Annotated in this window: 21 protein-coding genes and 2 tRNA genes; 12 read left to right on the plus strand and 11 right to left on the minus strand. The window is 66.7% G+C overall.

The genetic code is table 11. The features are described 5' to 3' along the window. Nucleotides 1-92 precede the first annotated feature (92 nt). Nucleotides 93-260, minus strand: coding sequence for a hypothetical protein (locus HHL13_RS11090; protein WP_169555721.1), 168 nt, complete (start codon nt 258-260; stop codon nt 93-95). A 100-nt stretch (nt 261-360) separates the two neighbouring features. Then, nucleotides 361-1,371: a LacI family DNA-binding transcriptional regulator gene (locus tag HHL13_RS11095; RefSeq protein ID WP_169555722.1), complete on the minus strand. Its 1,011-nt coding sequence runs from the start codon at nt 1,369-1,371 to the stop codon at nt 361-363. Here HHL13_RS11095 and HHL13_RS11100 point away from each other — a divergent pair. After that, nucleotides 1,349-2,548 (plus strand): putative 2OG-Fe(II) oxygenase, encoded by a 1,200-nt coding sequence (locus HHL13_RS11100; protein ID WP_169555723.1) that lies wholly within the window; start codon nt 1,349-1,351, stop codon nt 2,546-2,548. The genes HHL13_RS11095 and HHL13_RS11100 overlap by 23 nt on opposite strands. Here the strand turns inward: HHL13_RS11100 and HHL13_RS11105 are convergent, their stop codons facing one another. From HHL13_RS11105 to HHL13_RS11120, 4 genes are all read right to left on the minus strand, one after another. Further along, the gene (locus HHL13_RS11105; RefSeq protein ID WP_169555724.1) at nt 2,549-3,835 is read right to left on the minus strand and encodes an Hsp70 family protein; all 1,287 of its coding nucleotides are present in this window, start codon (nt 3,833-3,835) and stop codon (nt 2,549-2,551) included. It lies immediately after the preceding gene. Between the two features lie 233 nt (nt 3,836-4,068). Next, nucleotides 4,069-4,230 (minus strand): hypothetical protein, encoded by a 162-nt coding sequence (locus HHL13_RS11110; RefSeq protein ID WP_169555725.1) that lies wholly within the window; start codon nt 4,228-4,230, stop codon nt 4,069-4,071. Nucleotides 4,231-4,680: 450 nt separating this feature from the next. Continuing rightward, nucleotides 4,681-4,756: transfer RNA gene (locus tag HHL13_RS11115), tRNA-Ala, on the minus strand. A 96-nt stretch (nt 4,757-4,852) separates the two neighbouring features. Next, entirely contained in the window at nt 4,853-5,176 is a 324-nt protein-coding gene (locus HHL13_RS11120) for a TIGR02300 family protein (RefSeq protein WP_169555726.1), read from the minus strand. A 100-nt stretch (nt 5,177-5,276) separates the two neighbouring features. Here HHL13_RS11120 and aroA point away from each other — a divergent pair, with 100 nt between their 5' ends. The 8 genes from aroA to HHL13_RS11160 all read left to right on the plus strand — a co-directional run bounded on the left by aroA (nt 5,277) and on the right by HHL13_RS11160 (nt 12,782). Continuing rightward, entirely contained in the window at nt 5,277-6,614 is a 1,338-nt protein-coding gene (aroA, locus tag HHL13_RS11125) for a 3-phosphoshikimate 1-carboxyvinyltransferase (protein WP_169555727.1), read from the plus strand. Nucleotides 6,615-6,629: 15 nt separating this feature from the next. Then, a complete protein-coding gene (gene cmk / locus HHL13_RS11130; protein ID WP_169555728.1) occupies nt 6,630-7,274 on the plus strand; it encodes a (d)CMP kinase in 645 nt (214 codons plus the stop codon). A gap of 10 nt (nt 7,275-7,284) precedes the next feature. Beyond that, on the plus strand, nt 7,285-7,941 hold the full coding sequence (locus tag HHL13_RS11135; protein WP_169555729.1) for a peptidylprolyl isomerase: 657 nt from the start codon (nt 7,285-7,287) through the stop codon (nt 7,939-7,941). A gap of 267 nt (nt 7,942-8,208) precedes the next feature. Then, the gene (gene rpsA, locus HHL13_RS11140; RefSeq protein WP_169555730.1) at nt 8,209-9,921 is read left to right on the plus strand and encodes a 30S ribosomal protein S1; all 1,713 of its coding nucleotides are present in this window, start codon (nt 8,209-8,211) and stop codon (nt 9,919-9,921) included. Between the two features lie 170 nt (nt 9,922-10,091). Further along, entirely contained in the window at nt 10,092-10,373 is a 282-nt protein-coding gene (locus tag HHL13_RS11145; protein ID WP_169555731.1) for an integration host factor subunit beta, read from the plus strand. Between the two features lie 133 nt (nt 10,374-10,506). After that, nucleotides 10,507-10,593, plus strand: a tRNA-Leu gene (locus tag HHL13_RS11150). A 303-nt stretch (nt 10,594-10,896) separates the two neighbouring features. Then, nucleotides 10,897-12,354, plus strand: coding sequence for an ABC transporter substrate-binding protein (locus tag HHL13_RS11155; RefSeq protein ID WP_169555732.1), 1,458 nt, complete (start codon nt 10,897-10,899; stop codon nt 12,352-12,354). Nucleotides 12,355-12,359: 5 nt separating this feature from the next. Next, nucleotides 12,360-12,782: a DUF4112 domain-containing protein gene (locus HHL13_RS11160; protein WP_169555733.1), complete on the plus strand. Its 423-nt coding sequence runs from the start codon at nt 12,360-12,362 to the stop codon at nt 12,780-12,782. Between the two features lie 3 nt (nt 12,783-12,785). Here HHL13_RS11160 and HHL13_RS11165 read toward each other — a convergent pair whose 3' ends face one another. Together HHL13_RS11165 and nadC are read right to left on the minus strand one after the other, a co-directional pair. Then, on the minus strand, nt 12,786-13,499 hold the full coding sequence (locus tag HHL13_RS11165; protein WP_169555734.1) for a ribonuclease T: 714 nt from the start codon (nt 13,497-13,499) through the stop codon (nt 12,786-12,788). Continuing rightward, complete coding sequence (gene nadC, locus HHL13_RS11170; RefSeq protein WP_169555735.1) at nt 13,496-14,341, minus strand: carboxylating nicotinate-nucleotide diphosphorylase; 846 nt, start codon at nt 14,339-14,341, stop codon at nt 13,496-13,498. The genes HHL13_RS11165 and nadC overlap by 4 nt, the downstream gene beginning before the upstream one ends. An 81-nt stretch (nt 14,342-14,422) precedes the next feature. Between nadC and HHL13_RS11175 the strand changes: the two genes are divergently transcribed. Continuing rightward, nucleotides 14,423-16,204: a DUF885 domain-containing protein gene (locus HHL13_RS11175; protein WP_169555736.1), complete on the plus strand. Its 1,782-nt coding sequence runs from the start codon at nt 14,423-14,425 to the stop codon at nt 16,202-16,204. After that, nucleotides 16,201-17,190: a phytanoyl-CoA dioxygenase family protein gene (locus tag HHL13_RS11180; protein ID WP_206376902.1), complete on the plus strand. Its 990-nt coding sequence runs from the start codon at nt 16,201-16,203 to the stop codon at nt 17,188-17,190. Before HHL13_RS11175 ends, HHL13_RS11180 begins: the two co-directional genes overlap by 4 nt. Here the strand turns inward: HHL13_RS11180 and HHL13_RS11185 are convergent. Then, entirely contained in the window at nt 17,187-18,149 is a 963-nt protein-coding gene (locus tag HHL13_RS11185) for an ArsR family transcriptional regulator (protein ID WP_240953683.1), read from the minus strand. The genes HHL13_RS11180 and HHL13_RS11185 overlap by 4 nt on opposite strands. A 266-nt stretch (nt 18,150-18,415) precedes the next feature. Between HHL13_RS11185 and HHL13_RS11190 the strand changes: the two genes are divergently transcribed. Next, nucleotides 18,416-18,661 (plus strand): hypothetical protein, encoded by a 246-nt coding sequence (locus tag HHL13_RS11190; protein WP_169555737.1) that lies wholly within the window; start codon nt 18,416-18,418, stop codon nt 18,659-18,661. A gap of 2 nt (nt 18,662-18,663) precedes the next feature. Here HHL13_RS11190 and HHL13_RS11195 read toward each other — a convergent pair whose 3' ends face one another. Continuing rightward, entirely contained in the window at nt 18,664-19,431 is a 768-nt protein-coding gene (locus HHL13_RS11195; protein ID WP_169555738.1) for a hypothetical protein, read from the minus strand. A 24-nt stretch (nt 19,432-19,455) separates the two neighbouring features. Further along, nucleotides 19,456-20,466, minus strand: coding sequence for a quinolinate synthase NadA (gene nadA / locus HHL13_RS11200; RefSeq protein ID WP_169555739.1), 1,011 nt, complete (start codon nt 20,464-20,466; stop codon nt 19,456-19,458). Between the last annotated feature and the right edge of the window lie 37 nt (nt 20,467-20,503).

The raw sequence follows: 20,503 nt of genomic DNA on the forward strand, positions 1-20,503 counted from the left end.
CGCCGGACGCGGTACCGGCCCGCTCCCCACCCGGCCACCCAACGGAAGTTTATTCTATGGGTGGCCGGGTGGGGGAGCAGGCCGGAGCCGTCTTACAAAAAGAACGTCGTGAAGCAGACGAAGAAGGCCGAGAAGCTGAGCAGGAACAGCTTCAGGTCGCTGTCGTCGCGGCGCTTGCGCTCCAGCGCGCGGGCCTCGAGGACCGTCTGGCGGATCGGATGGCCGCGATGCGCGGGGGCGAGCAGGAGCTGGCGTTTCATGGCAACGAGTTAACGACTCGTTTACGAATTTCGCCAGTGCGCGTTGTGGTTAAGCGATGTTCACCTTTGGGACGGGATAAGCTTAACGCGCCGTCCGAACTCAGCGCGTTGGCGCGGGCCCGGTCGAAGCACGCTTCTGCAGCGTATGTTCCAGCGTGAGCTGCTCGCTCTTGCTCTCGCCGCCCAGCAGCAGGTTCGCCGCGGCATAGGCCAGATCGCGCACCGGCTGGTGGATCGTGGTCAGCGGCGGCCACACCGCGCGCGCCAGATCGGTATCATCGAACCCGGCGATCGAAAGCTGCGCGGGCACTGCGATGTCCCGCTCGTGCGCCACGGCAAGCGCACCCGCCGCCATATCGTCGTTGCCGGCAAAGATCGCGGTCGGCGGCGTCGGCAGATCGAGCAGCGCCTGCGCCGCCTTGCGGCCCGACACGAAGCTGTAGTCGCCCTGCACCACCAGCGCAGGATCGAACGCCACGCCATGAGCGTCGAGCGCGGCGCGATAGCCCTGAAGCCGTTCGTCCGACGAGATATGGTTGGACGGGCCCTTGATGAACGCGATCGCGCGATGGCCGAGGCTGAGGAGATATTCCGTCATCTCCCGCCCGGCGGCGATATCGTCGATCGAAACGGTCAGCCCCGCCCCGCGGCGGATGCCGGGCGCGATGCGGACATGCGAGATGTTGCGCCGCTCCAGTTCGTCGATCAGCCCCATCGCGTCGCTGACCGGCGGCGAAATGATCACGCCATCGAGATGCGCCTCGTCGATCAGCGCTGTGACGCTGGGCATCAGATCGTCGGACTTGCTGTCGCACGGCTGGTGCAGCAGCCGGAAGCCGAGCTCCACGCAGCGTTCCTGCGCGCCGGTCTGGACGTGATAGACATAATAGGGGCTGGGATTGTCGTAGATGAGCGCGACCTGGAACGACCGCCGCCCGGCCAGCGTGCGCGCGGCGTGACTCGGCCGGAAGTTGAGCGTGGCGACGGCTTCCTCGACCTTGCGCCGGGTCGCTTCGCTGACATGCTTTTCGTTGTTGAGGACGCGCGAGACGGTCTTGAACGAGACCCCGGCGATCTTCGAGACTTCCTTGATCGTCGGACGGCTGCTCATCGTCACTCCCGCGCAGGGCGCAACCGCGCCTGCAATCGCGGACATATGGACGCTGTCACCGTTGCCATGCAAGCCCGGCCTGTTTGCAGGCCCCTGCGCCCGCGCCTATGGCCATGCGATGGAGTGGCGAACCCCAGCCGAGCCGGAGAGCCTGCCGCCCGAGGGCTTCACTCGCCGCGACCATGAAGCCGCGATCGCCGCCAGCGAAGCCAATCCTGCATTCCGCGACTGGGCCAGGCTGGCGGAACATTATCTGGCGCTCGATCGCAAGGGGGACGCAATGCGCGCGTGCGAGCGCGGATTGCAGGACGGCCCAACCGCCGCGCTTCATCACGCGCGCGGGCTGACCTTTGCCGCACTGGGCCTGCGCGCGCAGGCATTGGCGGAGTTCAGACGCGCCGTGACGCTGGGCGGATGGCCCCTGATGGCAATGCGCGCAGCGATGCGGATGATGGCGGCGGACGAGGATGCCGCGCCGCTGCTGGCCTATTGCGACACGGTGACCCCGGCGCTGCGCGAAACGGCGGTGACGCGCGCCTTTCGCGCAATCGCGCTGAGCAAGCTGGGACGGCACGAGGAAGCCCGGTCGCTGGTCGATCTGGAACGGCATGTGATGCGGATACGGTTCGATCCGCCGGAAGGACGCGAAGCGTTCAACCGGGCCCTGGCCGCCGAGATCCTCGCCGATCCGCCAGCAGCGCGCGAGGGCGCGCGCGTCTCGATCAACTATCGCCCCCGGCTCGACGGGCCGGCGATGGCCGCGCTCCAGGCATTCACGCGGCAGGCGATGCAGGATTACATGGCGCGGCGGGAAGCGATGGGACTGGCGGATATCCTTCCCCTGCCCCGCAATCCCGTCATCCTGCAGACCGCGACGACGGTGCTGCGCCGCGACGGGCGCAACCGGCAGCATATCCATCCGCGCGGGCTGATCTCGTCGGTCTATCACGCGCAGGTGCCCGAACCGCTGCGCGATGCCGGCGATCATCGCGGCGCGCTGGTGCTGGGCGTGTGCGACGAGCCGGCAGGAGGGCATCAGGGCTGCTGGGGCACGCGGCATATCCCGGCCGAGGAAGGCTGGCTGACGATCTTCCCGGCGCATGTCTTTCACGACGTGGTGCCCTCGGGCATCGAAGCGCCGCGCATCTCGATCGCGTCGGACCTATGCCCCCGCTGATCAGCTCGTCCAGGCGGAAAGGTCGTCCTGCTGCCCGATCAGCGCGAGGCCATGCGCGATCGACGTGAGTTCGCCGCCGCTGGCGATCCGCGCCTCGCCGAAACGATCGGTGAAGAGGCGGCGGATGCGCGGCATCAGCGACGAGCCGCCGGTGAGGAACACGCGGTCGATCGCCGCGGGTTCGGTTCCGGCGAGCGCCAGTGCGCGATCGACGGCGCCTTCGATCCGCACCACGTCCGGCGCGATCCAGTCCTCGAAATCGGCGCGGGACACTTCGGCCTCGATATCGACCCCGGCCCCGCTGAACGCGAAGATGGCAGTATCGGCCGACGACAGGTCACGCTTCACCTGCCCGACCGCTTCGTAGAGGCGGAAGCCGAGCTCTTCCTCGATGATCGCGATCATCCGCGCGATCGCATCGGGATCGAGCGCGGCGCGGCGCAGCTTTTCCAGATCGGCCAGCGTCCGACGGTTGCGCATCAGCGCGAGGCGCGACCAATCGGCGAAGTCGGCGAAATAGCCGCGTGGAATCTCCAGCACCTTGTCGAACGACCGATAGGAACCGCCCTTGCCGAGCAGCGGCATGACCAGCCGGTCGACGATGCGATAGTCGAACCGGTCGCCCGCGATGCCGACGCCGGCATGGGCCAGCGGTACGCACCGCCGCGCCGCGCCGGGCGCTTCGATCCGCACGACCGAGAAATCGCTGGTGCCGCCGCCGAAGTCCGCGACCAGGATCGTTGCCGGATCGGAAATGCGCGAAGCATAGCTGAACGCTGCGCCAAGCGGCTCATAAACATAGTGAATCTCGGCACCCGTCGAAGCGAACATCGCGTCGTATCGTTCTCGCGCAAGCGCTTCGTCGGGCCGATGCCCGGCATATTCGACCGGGCGGCCGACGACGATCCGTCCGGCCTCGCTGAATGCACTGCCCGCGCGCGCGGCCATTTTCTCGATGAACAGCCGGCCAAGATCCTCGAACCGGTACCGCCGTTCGAACACCGTCCCATGTTCGAAGCTGGCGCTGGCCGCGACCGACTTGAACGACTGGATGAAGCGGCTGCCCTGCGGATATTCGAGATACTCCGCAATCGCCCAGGGGCCAGCCTCGGCCGCGATGCCGCCGCGAATGCCCTCATCCTCCCAGAAGCACAGGGCCGAACGGAACACCGGCGCGGGTCCGTCAGGCGCGTCGATCGGCACGAGATCCGACGTCGCGCCGCGCGCGAGCGCCGCGACCGAATTGGTCGTGCCGAAATCGAGGCCGAGAGTCGCGGGCTTGGGCATGGGCCGCCGCCGCTACACCGGCGGCGGCGAGAGCGCAAAGCGCTTTGCCGCGTTCCTTGAGATAGAGCCGCGCGGCGCCCATCCTGCCGGTTGGCCCGCGCTCGTACACGGCAAGCGCCGGACGGCCCGAGGCCGGGGTAAATGCATATTCCTCGATTCTGCGTCCCGCTGCTTCGGTCATGATTGGATTTCGAAAAAATGGGCGGCCGAAGCCGCCCAGGTCACTCGGAGAGTCAGAATTTGAAGCTGGCGCGCACGCCATAGGTGCGCGGCGGGCGAAGCGAGACATAGACGGTCTGCACCACCGGGCGCGAAATGCCGGAGGACAGAACCTCGACATCCTCGATATTGTTGATGAAGCCCGTCAGCGACCAGCGATTGTCCGGCGCCTGCAACGTGATCGATGCATCGCGGGACGCGCCATGCCCAGATCGGAGGGATAATCCTCGCCCGCCAGCTTCGGCCCGGGAAAGCTGAAGAGCGTCCTGCCCTCTGGATCCTGCATTTCGAAGCCCGAATAGGGAAAGCCGACCTTCACCAGTTCATCGGCCAGCCCAGGGTCTTCATCGAAGCGCGATCGCCGCGCTCAGCCCGCCGATTCCGCCGCCCACGATAAGTATTTTGGGATTCCCAGCTGTCATTTCAGCCCCTCTCCTGGGACCAGCCGATAGCCGCATTGGGAACGGCGTGGGAAATCGCATATTTGGAGACCAGCCATCGGTCCCGCGCCATGCGTCGACGTTCCGGACGACATGACGCCCGAACTCGAGAAAAGCCTATCGATGAGGAAATGGTGGAGCCCCCAGGGACGACCGACCGAGGCGGAAATATTTTCCGAAGGGAAATGGTGGAGCCGAGGGGGATCGAACCCCTGACCTCTGCAATGCCATTGCAGCGCTCTCCCAGCTGAGCTACGGCCCCAAACCCCGGCTGGTATCCCCGGGGAGGCGTGGCCATTAGAAGGCCATCGCGGGGATGGCAAGCGGGTTTTCGTCCCCGCCTGCCGATCCCTGGAAATTAGTTGTCGTCGTCGTTTCCGCCGGTTTCGACGCCGAGGTCGTCGTCACCGCCCAGATCGACATCGTCGTCCGGCGACGGTTCTTCGTCGTCAGCCGAAACGATGTCCAGATCCTCGTCGCCCAGATCCGAATCCGCGCTTGCCTTGTCCGGATCAGCCTTGACCTGCTCGAACGGCAGCGGCTGCTTCGACTTCAGGATCGGCTCGGGCGCCCAGGCATAGCCGCAGCTGATGCAGGTGACCGGCTCGTCCTTGGTCAGATCGTAGAAACGCGTTCCACATTTCGGGCACCCACGCTTGGTACCCCATTCGGCCTTCACCATGTGATGCCTCTTGCCTTTCAAAATGACTGGATTTCGGGTGTTGGCCCGGAAAGTGGGGCGCGCCTTGCCATAGCGCAAGGCGGCTGTCAAAGCCGCCGCGATGTCGAACGCAGCCCCCTCCCCCCTGAGCATTTCCGCGCGCGGCCCGCTGCGCGGCGCCCTTACCGTCCCCGGCGACAAGTCGATCAGCCATCGCAGCCTGATGTTCTCGGCGCTCGCGGTGGGCGAAAGCCGGATCGAAGGCCTGCTGGAGGGCGAGGACGTGCTGGCCACCGCCGCGGCGATGCGGGCGATGGGCGCCACGATCGAGCGCGGCGACGATGCGGTGTGGCGCGTCAATGGCGTCGGTGTGGGCGGCCTGCTTCAGCCGGAACAGGCGCTCGACATGGGCAATTCGGGCACTTCGACCCGGCTGCTGATGGGACTCGTCGCCAGCCATCCAATCAGCGTCACCTTCATCGGCGACGCCTCGCTCTCGTCGCGGCCGATGGGCCGGGCGATCGAGCCGCTGTCGCAAATGGGCGCGGAATTCACCGCCAGCCCCGGCGCCAATGGCACTCAAACCCTGCCGCTGATGGTGCGCGGGATCAATCCGGCGGTGCCGATCGAATATACGCTGCCGGTCGCGTCGGCGCAGGTGAAGTCGGCGGTGCTGCTGGCGGGGCTCAACACCCCGGGCATCACGCGGGTGATCGAGCCGGTTCCGACGCGCGACCATAGCGAGCGGATGCTGCGCGGATTCGGCGCGGAGCTGACCGTGGAGGATGGCCCGGAAGGCAAGATCATCTCGATCCGCGGCGAGGCAGAATTGAAGCCGCAGCATATCGTGGTGCCGGGCGATCCCTCGTCGGCAGGCTTCTGGATGGTCGCGGCGTCGATCGTGCCGGGTTCGGACGTGACCATCGCCAATGTCTGCCTCAACCCCACGCGCTCGGGGCTGGTGACGGCGCTCAAGCTGATGGGCGCGGACATCACCGAAGTGAACCTGCGCGAAGTTGGCGGCGAATCGGTCGCCGATCTGCGCGTGCGCCATGCGCCGCTCCGCGCGATCGACGTGCCGCCCGAACTCGCGCCGAGCATGATCGACGAATATCCGATCCTGTTCGTCGCCGCTGCTTGCGCCGACGGCCGCACCGTGGCGCGCGGCGCGCACGAACTGCGCGTGAAGGAATCGGACCGGATCGCGGCGATGGCCGAAGCGCTGACCGCGATCGGCGTGGCTGTAGAAGAGTTTGAAGACGGGCTCGCGATCCAGGGTTCGGCCGGCGAACCGCTGGACGGCGGCGCTCAGGTCGCCTCGAAACTCGATCATCGTATCGCGATGAGCATGACCGTGGCTGGACTCGTATCGCGCTTGCCCGTCAGCATCGACGACGTAGCCCCGGTCGCCACCAGCTACCCTAATTTTTTCGCCACTCTTGACGCGCTTACCGAGTAGTCCACTTTGCCGCACATGATCATCGCAGTCGACGGACCGGCAGCATCGGGCAAGGGCACGATCGCTCGCGCGCTCTCGAAGCATTACAGCCTGCCGCACCTCGATACGGGGCTGCTGTATCGCGCCGTCGCGGCGGCGGTGCTGAAGGACGAGTTCGATCCGGCGAACGAGACCGATGCGGTCTCCGCATGCAGCTTCGACGAATATACGCTCGACGATCCGTGGCTGAAGAGCGAGGAAGTCGGGAAGGCGGCGTCGATCGTCTCGGCGCACCCGCTGGTGCGTGCCGCGCTGCTGCTGCGTCAGAAGAAGTTCGCCCATCAGGCAGGCGGCGCAGTGCTCGACGGGCGCGATATCGGCACCGTCATCGCCCCGGACGCCGAGGTGAAGCTGTTCGTGAAGGCCACGCCGATGATCCGCGCGCAGCGGCGGCATATGGAGCTGCGCAAGCAGGGCATCCTGACCAGCCTCGACAAGGTGCTGAACGACATCCGCGCCCGCGACGAGCGCGACGCCAAGCGCAGCAATTCGCCGATGGTGGCCGCGCCCGACGCGCAACTGCTCGACACCAGCTTCCTGTCGATCGACGCCGCGGTCCAGCGCGCGGTCTCGCTGGTCGAAGCGAAGATGGCGGCCAAGGCAAGCGCCGCCGCCGACTGAGCTTCGTTCGATGCGTGTTCTGATCCTCGCCGCGCTGATGATCTTCGGGCTGGCCGCCGGGCCTGCCCCCGATCCGGCGCAGGACAAGCCTATCCCCGGCATGGTGCGCGTGCGGATCGTCACGTCCGAAGGATCGATCGTGGTCGCGCTCGATGCAAAGCGCGCGCCGAAGACGACCGCCAATTTCCTTGCCTATGTCGATGACGGGCGGTTTGCGGGCACCACCTTCTATCGCGCCTCGCGCCGCAAGGGCGCGCCGGGCCAGGGCTTCATCCAGGGCGGGATCGGTACCGATGCGCGCCGGATGCTCGTCCCCGTCCCGCTCGAGCCGACCAACGTCACCGGGATCCGCCACACCGACGGCGTTATCTCGATGGCGCGCGGCGCCTATCCCAATTCGGCGAACGGCAATTTCTCGATCCTGTCCGGCCCTGCGGCAAGCCTCGACGCGAAGCCCGGCAATCCCGGCTATGCAGCGTTCGGGCGCGTCGTTTCGGGCATGGACGTGGTCAAGCGCATCCTCGCGAAGCCCTCAGGCGGAGGCTATGGCGCGATGGCCGGTCAGATGCTGGATCGCCCCGTGCAGCTGATCCGCGTCGATCGGCTGGACGGGACCGCGCGCCCGACGGTGAAGTTCCGGTCGTGGGAACTGCCCAAGCGGCGCTGATTCCGGGGCGCACGCCACCGACTCACCTTGCCACCCGCCCCCTCTCACGCTATGTGCGCGCCCGTCCGGCGAGCGTTGGCTCGCGGTGGAAGGTGCGGAGTTCGACCTCACGCGCCCTTTTCGCATTTTCATGTGCGTTCTGTCTTCCGCCGCACGCTTTCGCGCAACGGATACCGCGAACGGCATGGGGCCGCCGCGGTGTTTCGGCCTTAAAGACCACCGGATTCAACCGGTTGGCCGGAAAAACAAACTTAGGAACCATCCTCTATGGCCACTTCGGCAAACCCGACCCGCGACGATTTCGCGGCTCTCCTCGAACAGACCCTTGGTGCGGCGGACGGCTTTGAAGGCCGCGTCGTCATCGGCACCGTCACCGGCATCGAAAACGACCTCGCCGTCATCGACGTCGGCCTGAAGTCGGAAGGCCGCGTGCCGCTCCGCGAATTCGCCATGCCCGGCCAGAAGGCTGACCTGAAGGTCGGCGACGAAGTGCAGGTCTATGTCGACCGCGTCGAGAACGCCAATGGCGAAGCGATGCTCAGCCGCGACCGCGCCCGCCGCGAAGCCGCATGGGATTCGCTGGAAACCGAATTCGCCAAGACCGCTCGCGTCGAAGGCGTGATCTTCGGCCGCGTGAAGGGCGGCTTCACCGTCGACCTGAACGGCGCCGTGGCCTTCCTGCCCGGCTCGCAGGTCGATATCCGCCCGGTCCGCGACGTGACCCCGCTGATGGACATCCCGCAGCCCTTCCAGATCCTGAAGATGGACCGCAAGCGCGGCAACATCGTCGTTTCGCGCCGCGCCGTTCTCGAAGAGACCCGCGCCGAGCAGCGTTCGGGCCTGATCCAGTCGCTGGCCGAGGGCCAGGTGATCGACGGCGTCGTCAAGAACATCACCGACTACGGTGCGTTCGTTGATCTGGGCGGCATCGACGGCCTGCTGCACGTCACCGACCTGAGCTACAAGCGCGTCCAGCATCCGTCGGAAATGCTGAACATCGGCGACACGGTGAAGGTGCAGATCATCCGCATCAACCGCGACACCCAGCGCATCTCGCTCGGCATGAAGCAGCTCGAGAGCGATCCGTGGGAAGGTGCATCGACCAAGTACCCGCTGGGTGCCAAGCTGTCGGGCCGCGTGACGAACATCACCGAATATGGTGCATTCGTCGAGCTGGAAGCCGGCATCGAGGGCCTGGTCCACGTTTCGGAAATGAGCTGGACCAAGAAGAACGTCCATCCGGGCAAGATCGTCTCGACCTCGCAGGAAGTCGAAGTCGTGGTGCTCGAGGTCGACGAAGAGAAGCGCCGCATCTCGCTCGGCCTCAAGCAGGCCCAGAACAACCCGTGGGATGCGTTCGCCGAACAGCATCCGGTGGGCTCGGAAGTCGAGGGTGAAGTCAAGAACGCCACCGAATTCGGCCTGTTCATCGGCCTCGACGGCGACGTCGACGGCATGGTCCACATGAGCGACATCGCGTGGGGCATTTCGGGCGAAGACGCACTGAACCTGCACCGCAAGGGCGAGACCGTGAAGGCCATCGTTCTGGCGATCGAGCCCGACAAGGAGCGCATCTCGCTCGGTATGAAGCAGCTCGAGCGCGGCGGCCCGTCGGCCGCTGTCGTGGCTGCTGGCGGCGACAAGCTGAACAAGAACGCGGTCGTCACCGTGACCGTCCTCGAAGTCCGCGATGCGGGCCTCGAAGTTCAGGCTGGCGACGATGGCGCGACCGGCTTCATCAAGCGCACCGATCTCGGCCGCGACCGCGACGAGCAGCGTCCGGAGCGTTTCCAGGTCGGCCAGAAGTTCGACGCGATGGTCACCGGCTTCGATCGTTCGAAGAAGCCGACCTTCTCGGTCAAGGCGATGCAGATCGCCGAAGAGAAGCAGGCCGTTCAGCAGTACGGCTCGTCCGATTCGGGCGCGTCGCTGGGCGACATCCTCGGCGAGGCGCTGAAGGCCCGCAACGAGAAGAACTGACCCGGTTTGGGGGAGCGGCAGCCCGCCGCTCCCCTTTTCCTTATATATTTATGTGCATCAGCCCCATCTTCGGGTTGCTGCATGTTGCGTAACAGCGCTACGGTTGACCCTCTTGGGGTTACAGCGCCGCGGATGTTCCGCAGACCCACGGCGCCAATGGGAGGGTGCGGATGATCCGTTCGGAACTCGTTCAGGCTCTGGTTGAGGAAAATCCCGGCCTGTCGATCCGGGAAGTCGAGAAGATCGTCTCGGTCTTTTTCGACGAGATCACCGATCGGCTGTCGCAGGATGGCCGCGTCGAACTGCGCGGCTTCGGCGCTTTCTCCACCCGCGCCCGCGATGCCCGCACCGGCCGCAACCCGCGCACCGGCGAAACGGTCGATGTCGACGCCAAGCGCGTCCCCTATTTCAAGCCCGGCAAGGAAATGCGCGCGCGCCTCAACGTGGATTGAGGCTTGTTTGCGAATGCGCTGAAGCGCGTTCGGACGGTACCAGCCAGCTCCCCCACCCGGCCACCCATAGAATACACTGCCATTGGGTGGCCGGGTGGGGGAGCGGGCTGGTACCGTCTTTCCACAAAGACATGCGGACGTGGCGGAACCGGTAGACGCCGGAGACTTAAAATCTTCTGCCCCTCGGGGCGTGCGGGTTCGAGTCCCGCCGTCCGCACCATTTTTGTTTGCCTCAATCGCCGGTGCGGGCGTCCGCCCGCTTGGCTTTCCTCGCATAAGCTCGGGCGGCCTTCGGCCTTGCGGACCCTTCGGGTCCGTTTTTGCCTGGCCTCAATCGCCGGTGCGGGCGTCCGCCCGCTTGGCTTTCCTCGCATAAGCTCGGGCGGCCTTCGGCCTTGCGGACCCTTCGGGTCCGTTTTTGGTTTGGCCTCAGTTCCCGGCTCGGGTGACATGCCCGCATCGGGGGTTGGCAGCGCCCTCCCCTCGCCATAGACCCGGCGCGTCTCCCTTTCCGGAAACGGCCATGATCCGCCCCATCCTGCCCCTGATCTTCGCGCTGGCGCTTGCCGGATGCGATGGCGGGCGTGCGGCGGATGCGCCGATCGTGGTCAGCGCGATCGGCGGCGCGGCGACGCTCACCGATCCCGATGCCGGCCCGCTCGACGCGCCGGACCGGCTGCTGATGGCCGCCACCGCGCAGGGGCTGGTGCGGTTCGATGCCGCCGGACAGATCGAGCCGGGACTGGCCGAGCGCTGGACCGTGGCCGAGGACGGGCGCAGCTACATCTTCCGCCTGAAAGACGCGGTGTGGGCCAATGGCCAGCCGGTTACCGCCGCCGAAGTCGTCCGCATCCTGCGCCGAGCCACCGCGCGGAACAGCCGCAATGCGCTGGCGCCGTTCCTCGTGGTGATCGACGAGATCGTCGAGATGACGCCGCAGGTGATCGAGGTGCGGCTGAGCAACCCGCGGCCGGATCTGCTCAAGCTGTTCGCCCAGCCCGAACTCGCGATCTTCCGCACCGGTCCCGCCGGCGGCAGCGGACCGCTGGCCGCCGAGCGGATCGGCGACGCATTGCTGCTCCGCCCCGCACCCGATCCGGCGCATATGGCGATCGACGACGATGCCGCGCCGCGCCGGGTACAGCCGATCCTGCTGCGCGGCGAGCGGGCAGCGATGGCGGTCGGGCGCTTCCGCGCGGGCAAGGTCGATGCGATCCTTGGCGGCAGCTTCGCCGACTGGCCGATCCTGCAGGTGATCAATCCGCCCCAGGAGCGCGTGAAGATCGATCCCGCGCTGGGTCTGTTCGGCCTAGCGGTCGTCTCGCGCGAAGGCTTCCTCGCCGATCCCGCGAACCGCACCGCGCTCGCCATGTCGATCGACCGGGCGGCATTGACCCGCGCCTTCCATCCCGACTGGCAGACGGTCGAGGCGCTGCTGCCGCTTCAGCTCGATTCGGCCGCGGCGCCGGCGATCGCTCCCTGGGGGCCGCTCCCGCTCGATGCCCGGCGCGAGAATGCCCGGCAACTGGTCCAGAAATGGCGGCAGGCGCATCCGGGCAAGCTGGTCGTTCGCATCGCGCTGCCGCCGGGGCCGGGATCGACCCTGGTATGGGGGGCGGTGGCCCAGTCGCTGCTGTCGATCGGGATCAGTCCGCAGCGCGTGGCGATCGGCGACGATGCCGAGCTGCGGCTGATCGACGAAGTTGCACCCTATGACAGCGGGCGGTGGTTCTTGGTCACTGCTTGCCGCCTGTGCTCGCCCGAAGCGATGGCGGCGATCGAGGCCGCGCGTGAAGCACCCGACCTGTCCAGCCGTGCGCAGCGGATCGCGGAGGCCGACATCGCCCTGACTGCGGACGCAGCATACATCCCTATCGCAGTTCCCTTTCGTTGGGCTATCGTAACGGCGCGGCTGAACGGCTGGCAGGGGAACACGCGGGCCTGGCACCCGTTGAACCACCTGCGCAACGAAGGCGAGTGAGGGCTATGGCCAAGACCACGCGAATGGCATCGGGACCGATCGGCAAGGGCATATTGGGCAAGGAGGCGACCGCCGTCCGCCAGCGAGTCGAAGCGATGGAAAAGCTGATGGAGGGGATCATCACGATCCCCGGCACCAATCAGAGGATCGGCCTCGACGTGATCCTGAGCGCGATCCCCTTTGCCGGCACCACCGTCGCGGGCCTGATGGGCGCCTATATGGTCTGGGAAGCGCGCAACCTGAACATGCCGAAGAGCGCGGTGATGCGCATGATGGGCAATGTCGGCTTCGACTGGCTGCTCGGCGCCGTGCCCGTCGTCGGCGTGATCCCCGACTTCTTCTTCCGCTCGAACTCGCGCAACCTGCGGATCATCCGCCGCCACCTCGACAAGCATCACCCGTCGAGCGTGACGATCAACCAGAAATAAGGCTCAGCGCCCGCCCCGCCAGATCTTGAGCGGGACGCTGTCGGCGGTGCCGCCGCTGTTCGGCCGGCAGCGTGTGTAGCGATAGCTTGTGTCGAGGCACAGCCAGAGTTCGTCGAGCCAGCCCTGCCGCGTCACGGTCACCCGGATCGCGTCCTCGGGCAGGCGCGGGTTCACCGCCACCAGCCGCTTCTTGAACTGCCCAACGGTCAGGGACCGGCGCGACAGGGCGTTCATGTCGGGGAAGCGCAGCGCGCCGTAGAGCTGCCGCGCCTGCCGGAAATATTCGGCGGGCGTCACGTCCATGCAGGTGCCGTGCTTGGCCCATTCGTGCTGGATCAGCTGTGCGTCGGGCGTCGCGCACATCGTCTCGCGCACTACCCTGGGCGGCACGATCGTCGTGGCGGCGCAATATTGCGGCCATTCGCGGCCCTTGCCGTCGGGCCACAGGCCGTGGAGCGTGAAGCCGAAGCGGTTGCCGCTGCGGCACTGGAAGCGCGCATCGGGATCGCTCCCGTTCGCGCGGCAATGGCCCGGGCTCCAGGTAAGCGCCAAGGTATAGGAACCGATCGGCACCACGCGGCTCGGCTCGCGCTCGCTCGGCAGATCGGGGCGCGGGACCGGCGGAGTCGCGGGCGCACGACACATCAGCGCCTGCGCCGATGCGACACCGGGCGTCAGCGCGAGCAGCGCCCCGGCGAACCGAACCAGACGGATCATGCCGCCGCGAAGTCCAGCCCGACATCGGCGGCCGGGGCCGACTGGGTCAGGCGCCCGACGCTGACATAGGTCACGCCGGTCTCCGCGATCGCGCGGATCGTATCGAGCCGCACCCCGCCCGAGGCTTCGGTGGGCACGCGCCGGCCGACCAGCGCCACGGCTTCGCGCAGCATTCCCGGCCCCATATTGTCGAGCAGCAGATGCGTCGCCCCCGCTTCGAGCGCAGGTGCGATCTGGTCGATCCGGTCGACTTCGACGATGATGCTGGCGATCCCGGCATCCACCGCGCGCCGCACCGCCTCGCCGACCGATCCGGCGACCGCGACGTGATTGTCCTTGATCATCGCCGCGTCCCACAGGCCCATGCGGTGATTGGTCGCCCCGCCCATCCGCGTGGCGTATTTCTCGAGGAAGCGCAGGCCGGGCAGCGTCTTGCGCGTATCGAGCAACGTCGCGCCGGTGCCCGCGATCGCATCGACATAGGTCCGCGTCATCGTCGCGATGCCGGAAAGGTGCTGGACGGTGTTCAACGCCGAGCGCTCGGCCGTGAGCATCGCCCGCGCCTTGCCGCGCAGGCGCAGCAGATCGGTGCCGCCGGGCACGGTCTGGCCATCCTCCACCAGCCGCTCGATCTCGACGTCGGGATCGAGCGCGCGGAAGAACGCCTCCGCGATCGGCAGGCCCGCCACGACGATCGCGTCGCGGCTGTCCATCACGCCGCGAAACACGGCATCGGCGGGAATCACGGCTGCGGAAGTGATGTCGCCCGCCGCGCCGAGATCCTCGGCAAGCGTGGCAGCGACGAAGGCGTCGAGATCGAAATGGTCGAGAGCGAAGGTCATGTGCAGCGCCTAGCCCCTTCGCTCTTTCAAAACCAGCAGCCGCGACTAGGGTCTGGCGATCAGACTTTCAGGGGAATTCCCATGCGCCTTATCGCCGCCGCCCTGCTCGCCACTTCGGCACTCGCTTTCGCCACCGCACCGCTCCGTTCGGAGCAGGCTGCGGCCAACCCGGCCGAGACGGCGTTCGCCACGCTCGCCAAACGCTATATCGATGGCCTCGCCAAGCTCTCGCCGACCTATGCCACCACGCTGGGCAATCACGCCTTTGACGGCGAGCTGCCCGACATCAGCGCCGCCGGGCGCACTCAGGCGGCGGCGTTCGACCGCGCGCTGCTGGCCGAGCTGGCGAAGATCGATCGCAGCAAGCTCAGCCGCGACAGCCAGGTCGATGCGGCGCTGCTCGAAAATGCGCTGAAATATGACCTGTGGCAGCTCGATACGCTGCAGAACTGGGCATGGGACGCGCAGATCTACAACGATATCGCCGGTGGATCGCTCTACGGCCTCGCCGCGCGCGATTTCGCGCCCTGGGGCCAGAGGCTGAAGTCCGCGACCTCGCGGATGGAAAAACTGCCCGCATTGCTCGCCGAGACCCGCAAGCAACTCGTCCCCGCGCGCGTGCCCCTGGTCTTCGCGCAGACCGTGTCGCGGCAGAATGGCGGCATCGTCGAGATCGCCGAATCGATGCTGGCGCCGCATAAGAGCGAGCTGAACGCCGCCGATCAGGCGCGGTTCGACAAGGCGCTGGCCGGTCTCAGGGTCGCGGTGGCCGAACATCAGAAATGGCTCGACGAGGTGCTGGTGCCGCAGGCCAAGGGCGATTTCCGCCTCGGGCCCGAGCGGTACGACCAGAAGATGCGCTTCGCCCTGCTTTCGACCATGACCCGCGCCGAACTGAAGGCGAAGGCCGAGCAGTCGGCGAAGGACATTCGCGTCGAGATGTACGGCCTTGCGCGGCAAGTCCTGAAGGGCCGTCCGGGTGCGCCCGAACTGCCCGACGCACCGAATGCGGAGCAGCAGCAGAAGGCGATCGAAGCCGCGCTGGAGCTGAGCTACGCCCAGCGTCCGCCGCGCACCGAACTGATGGACAAGGCCAAGGCAACGCTTGCGGAGGCGACCGCCTTCGTCCGCGAGAAGCAGCTGATGACCGTGCCGGATACGCCCGTAAAGATCATCACCATGCCCAAGTTCCAGCAGGGCTTCGCCGTTGCCTATTGCGACAGCCCCGGCGCGCTGGAACGTAACCTCGATACCTTCTACGCCATCTCGCCGATCCCGGAGGAATGGAGCGACGATCAGGCGACGTCGTTCCTGCGCGAATACAACAATTACATGATCCACGACCTGAGCATCCATGAAGCGATGCCGGGCCATTATCTCCAGATCGCGCATTCCAACGGCAATCCCTCGGTGCTGCGCGCGGTGCTGGGATCGGGATCGTTCGTCGAAGGCTGGGCGGTCTATGCCGAGAGCCTGATGGCGGACGCGAACTATCTGAACGGCGATCCGCTGTTCAAGATGACCGTGCTCAAGATGCGGCTGCGCTCAGTGACCAACACCCTGCTCGACATCGGCATCCAGACCGAGGGCATGACCCGCGATCAGGCAATGACGCTGATGACCAAGGGCGCGTTCCAGCAGGAGCGCGAGGCATCGGGCAAATGGACCCGCGCCAACCTCAGCTCCACCCAGCTGCTCAGCTATTATGTCGGCTATGCCGAGCATATCGCGCTGCGCGAGGAGGCGCGGAAGCGGCAGGGCGCATCGTTCGACCTCAAGACCTATAACGACGCGGTGCTGAGCCACGGTTCGCCGCCGGCCAAATATGTCCGCGCGCTGATGTTCGGGCTGCCGATCGAGTGAGCGACGCGCTGGTTGCCGAAGACGAGATGATCCGTGGCCTGCACCGCTTCTGGGCGGGTTTCGCGGGTCACGCGCCGCCCTCGCCGCTCGACATGGCGGCGCGGATGCGGCTCGACGCGCTGGGTGTCGGGCTGGGCCAGGTGATGCGCCACCTCCACCACGACCGGCCGGATTATGCCGGGTTCGAAACATGGATCCGTCAAACCGCCGGGGCGCCCGATCCGCTCGTCGTCGCGCGCTATCATGCCTGGCTCGACGGGATCGAGCCGCCCGAGGCGATGCGCGAATATCTCAACGCGATCGACGCGATGCCACCGGCGCTCGACGAGGCCGATCTCGCGGCGTGGGAGCGCGATGGCTATGTGATCCTGCGCAATGCGGTGTCGCCCGCCGAAGCCGCGTCCGCCGCCGAACTGCTGTGGGACCTTGTCGGCGCAACGCCCGGCGATCCGGCAAGCTGGTACTCCGACCAGGCCTCGATCATGATCGAGCAATATCAGAGCGCGGCCCAGGACGCGCTGCGCCGCTCAGCCCGCATCCACAAGGCCTATGCCCAGCTCTGGGGCACCGCGGACCTGTGGACGATCGTCGACCGGATGAGCTTCAACCCGCCCGTCACGCTCCAGAATGTGCCGTCGGTAGGAGTGCGGCTGCACTGGGACGTCAGTCTCGTCCCGCCCATTCCCTTCGCAACGCAGGGCCTGCTGTACCTGACCGACACAAGCGCGGATCAGGGCGCGCTCGAGCTGGTGCCCGGCTTCCATCGCCGGCTGGAGAGTTGGCTGGACGAGATCGGCGACGCCGACCCGCGGCAGATCGACCTCAGCGCGGAGGCGATCACCATCGCGGCCAACGCGGGCGACCTGATCCTCTGGCACCAGGCCCTGCCGCACAGCGCAAGCCCGAACCGCGCGGATCGCCCCCGGCTGGCGCAATATCTGAACATGTATTCGCCCGCGCTGATCTATCGCGAGGAATGGCGTTAGGTGAACGCGATCAGCTCCGGCCGCTTTTCGACATAGCACAGGTCCGGCTTGTCGAAGCGGAAGCCGCCCGCCGCCAGCCGCGCGAAGATCTGGCGGGTATGGTCGGTGCTGCTGCGGCTGTCCTCGATCCCGCGGCTGTCGTTGAGCGTGGGTTCGGACACCATCAGCCCGTTCGGCTTGCGGATCAGCACCCCGGCATCGAGCAGCAGGTTCACGCGCCGCTGGGTGGTCGACGCCGGCAGCCCCATCGCGCGGGCGACCACGCTGGCGGGAACCGGCGCGCGCATATTCTCCGACGGCAGCCGGTTAAAGTCGGAATAGTGAAGCGAGACCTTGCGGTCATAGGTGAAGGGCCGCGCATTCGCGCACATGATGGTGATGACGATGACCAGATCGAGCCATGAGCGGTATCGCGCAGCATGGAATTCGAGCCCGGTCAGCAGGATGTCGTGCGCCGCGACCAGCCCGGTTCGCCAGTCATAGGCGACCTGAGGACGCGCTTCGGGCAGCGGCATGTCGAACCACAGCATGTCCTCCATCAGCCGCACCAGCACGTCATGATGCGTGCGGAACAGCGCGGCGACGTGCGGCCGGTCATAGACGTCCGCCGGCACGATCACGCCGGCCGGCGTGCGAACGCACAGCCCAGCTTCGGTCAGCGCCTTCACATGGCGGCGCACCGTCTCGAACGGACGCGACATCGAAGCCGCCAGCGCATTGATGCTGATCGCCTTGGCGCCGCGCCCGCCCGGCCCGGCATGGCCGTCGGACAGTTGCGACAACACGCCGCTCTGGCGCGCGATCACCATGAACAGGATCGCCCGGTCGAGATCCCCGTCGAACACCCGCAGCCCGAATGCGGTGGCGCTGGTCTGCATCTCCGCGAGCAGGCGCACCAGCAACCGGCCGCGATTATAGGGCGGCAGCACGGATACGGATTGCGGCCGGCGATCGGTCATCGGGTGCGACCTTGCCCGAAATGGGTAGGGCGGCAAGGCGCGATTGCCCATAATGAGTAGCTCGAAATCCGGCCGATATTCCTTCCATCCGGCGGTTTGCGAGCGATGCTCCCGAAACATCTGAAATCCGGCGCCGAGGCCATATCGATGCCGAAATGGGTATTGTTTCAAGCGATCGGAGTCGGCGCGCACCAACTCGTCCCAGTCACGCCTTCCGGACAAGCGCCGGAAAAATACCGGACATGTTCGGCTGGTGAAGGACGCGGATGTTACAGTGTACCGTCCGCGCAACTCCGGCCCGCATCGAAGCGTGGGAATGGGTGATCGGCGCGCTCGCCGCGGAGATGGGAGAGGTCGCCCCTCAGGAACGCGCCGCGCTGATCGAGGCGCTGATGGCGCAAGCGGATACCCCGGCCCGCGCACTGCTCGAACGCATCGCCGCCCGGCTCGAACCGTCACGGGACGAAGCCGGCCTCGATCCCTATCTGCCCTTCATGTTCCCGAACGACTGAGGCTAGCGCGCTTCCCGCGCGCAGGCGCCATTCCGCTCCAGCACCCATTTCCCGTCCCTGGGGCTGAGCCGATACGGCGCGGATGACAGCGCGCCCTTGTCGCCATCGCCGGATTCGCGCGCGGTGTAGCTCAGCGCAACGCACCGGCCCGGGCCAACCTCGTCGACTTCCCACTCGCCGTCGGGCACGTCCTTCACGATCCTCGCGAGCTCGGTCACGCCCGAGGGATGCACTTCCCACACGCCGATCCCCTCCAGCCCGCCCCAGCCGCTGGGGTCGACCTGCGCCGCCGCGAACAGCGTGCGGTCCTGCGAGAAGACAGGCATCTCGCCGGTCTCGATCTCCTGTCCCTTGCCGCTGCGATCGACCAGGATGTGGCCGAACGATTCATACCCGTTGCGGGTGAAGCCGAGGAAGCGCTTGTCGGCGCTCAGCCAGAAATCGCTCGCTTCGGTGATCCAGCCCAGCCGCACGCAGACCGGCGTGCCCGACAGGCCCTGCACCGTCATCACCGTCGTGCTGGCGCTCGCCACGTCGCGAAAATCCGCGGGGACGGGCAGCGGTGATTCGAGCATCAGCCCATAATCCTCGCCATCCTCGGGCGGATGCCATTCGGGGCAGGTCGCGCGGGCCGGAACCGGCGCGGCCGGCGCGGCCGCAACGCTATTGGCGGGGGGAGCCGCATCGGGCGGGGTCGTCGTATTGGAAGCGGGCGTGCCGCCGCCGCATCCGGCCAGCAACAGCATTGCCGCGATCGTCAGCCGCCTCATCCCGCGCCCTCCCCGTACCGTGGATCAGTCGCCGGATACCCTCAGCGGTCCCAGATCGCCCATCCCCACCGTGCCGCTGGCCATCGCCAGCATCCGGTCGAGGCTGGTCTTCGCCTTGAGGCGCAGTCCTTCCTCGATCTCGATGCGCGGCTCCAGATCGCGCAGCGCGAGGTAGAGCTTCTCCATCGTGTTGAGCGCCATGTAGGGGCAGATGTTGCAGTTGCAGTTCCCGTCCGCGCCGGGCGCGCCGATGAACTGCTTGTGCGGCACCGCTTTCTGCATCTGGTGGATGATGTGCGGCTCAGTCGCGACGATCAGCGTCTCGCCGGGGAAGGTCTTGGCGAACTCCAGGATACCGCTGGTCGCGCCGACATAATCGGCATGGTCGAGCACGTGCGGCGGGCATTCGGGATGCGCCGCGACCGGCGCGTCGGGATGCTGCGCCTTGAGCTTGAGCAGCTCGGTTTCGCTGAACGCCTCATGGACGATGCACACGCCCGGCCACAGCAGCATGTCGCGCCCGGTGCGGCGGTTCATATAGCCGCCGAGATGCTTGTCAGGCCCGAAGATGATCTTCTGGTCCTTCGGGATCTGCGCAATGATCTTTTCGGCCGACGAGCTGGTGACGATGATGTCGGACAGCGCCTTCACCTCGACCGAGCAGTTGATGTAGGTCAGCGCGATGTGATCGGGATGCTGCGCGCGGAACGCGGCGAACTGCTCGGGCGGGCAGCTGTCCTCGAGGCTGCACCCGGCATTCATGTCGGGCAGCACGACGATCTTCTGCGGGCTGAGCACCTTGGCGGTCTCGGCCATGAAGCGCACGCCGCAAAAGGCGATCACTTCGGCGTCTGTATCCGCCGCCTTCCGGCTCAGGTCGAGGCTGTCGCCGACAAAGTCGGCAATGTCCTGAAGCTCGGGCTTCTGGTAATAATGGGCGAGGATCACGGCGTTGCGCTCCTTGCGCAGCCGGTCGATCTCGGCGCGCAGGTCGAGCCCCGTCAGGCTGCCACCGATACCGTTACGAGCGTCCATCTTCGATCCTCTAGTTGCCGGGCCTGCACATGGCCCG

The sequence above is a fragment of the Sphingomonas sp. G-3-2-10 genome (assembly GCF_012927115.1).
Lineage (GTDB): Bacteria > Pseudomonadota > Alphaproteobacteria > Sphingomonadales > Sphingomonadaceae > Sphingomonas.

What these genes read in the sequence shown, in the direction of transcription:
- cmk (WP_169555728.1), top strand. Translation starts at nt 6,630, where the DNA reads ATGATCATCGCAGTCGACGGACCGGCAGCATCGGGCAAGGGCACGATC.
- HHL13_RS11175 (WP_169555736.1), top strand. Translation starts at nt 14,423, where the DNA reads ATGCGCCTTATCGCCGCCGCCCTGCTCGCCACTTCGGCACTCGCTTTC.
- HHL13_RS11145 (WP_169555731.1), top strand. Translation starts at nt 10,092, where the DNA reads ATGATCCGTTCGGAACTCGTTCAGGCTCTGGTTGAGGAAAATCCCGGC.
- HHL13_RS11105 (WP_169555724.1), bottom strand. Translation starts at nt 3,835, where the DNA reads ATGCCCAAGCCCGCGACTCTCGGCCTCGATTTCGGCACGACCAATTCG.
- HHL13_RS11190 (WP_169555737.1), top strand. Translation starts at nt 18,416, where the DNA reads ATGTTACAGTGTACCGTCCGCGCAACTCCGGCCCGCATCGAAGCGTGG.
- nadC (WP_169555735.1), bottom strand. Translation starts at nt 14,341, where the DNA reads ATGACCTTCGCTCTCGACCATTTCGATCTCGACGCCTTCGTCGCTGCC.
- HHL13_RS11135 (WP_169555729.1), top strand. Translation starts at nt 7,285, where the DNA reads ATGCGTGTTCTGATCCTCGCCGCGCTGATGATCTTCGGGCTGGCCGCC.
- HHL13_RS11160 (WP_169555733.1), top strand. Translation starts at nt 12,360, where the DNA reads ATGGCCAAGACCACGCGAATGGCATCGGGACCGATCGGCAAGGGCATA.
- HHL13_RS11155 (WP_169555732.1), top strand. Translation starts at nt 10,897, where the DNA reads ATGATCCGCCCCATCCTGCCCCTGATCTTCGCGCTGGCGCTTGCCGGA.
- aroA (WP_169555727.1), top strand. Translation starts at nt 5,277, where the DNA reads ATGTCGAACGCAGCCCCCTCCCCCCTGAGCATTTCCGCGCGCGGCCCG.
- HHL13_RS11185 (WP_240953683.1), bottom strand. Translation starts at nt 18,149, where the DNA reads ATGACCGATCGCCGGCCGCAATCCGTATCCGTGCTGCCGCCCTATAAT.
- nadA (WP_169555739.1), bottom strand. Translation starts at nt 20,466, where the DNA reads ATGGACGCTCGTAACGGTATCGGTGGCAGCCTGACGGGGCTCGACCTG.
- rpsA (WP_169555730.1), top strand. Translation starts at nt 8,209, where the DNA reads ATGGCCACTTCGGCAAACCCGACCCGCGACGATTTCGCGGCTCTCCTC.
- HHL13_RS11120 (WP_169555726.1), bottom strand. Translation starts at nt 5,176, where the DNA reads ATGGTGAAGGCCGAATGGGGTACCAAGCGTGGGTGCCCGAAATGTGGA.
- HHL13_RS11165 (WP_169555734.1), bottom strand. Translation starts at nt 13,499, where the DNA reads ATGATCCGTCTGGTTCGGTTCGCCGGGGCGCTGCTCGCGCTGACGCCC.
- HHL13_RS11195 (WP_169555738.1), bottom strand. Translation starts at nt 19,431, where the DNA reads ATGAGGCGGCTGACGATCGCGGCAATGCTGTTGCTGGCCGGATGCGGC.
- HHL13_RS11095 (WP_169555722.1), bottom strand. Translation starts at nt 1,371, where the DNA reads ATGAGCAGCCGTCCGACGATCAAGGAAGTCTCGAAGATCGCCGGGGTC.
- HHL13_RS11090 (WP_169555721.1), bottom strand. Translation starts at nt 260, where the DNA reads ATGAAACGCCAGCTCCTGCTCGCCCCCGCGCATCGCGGCCATCCGATC.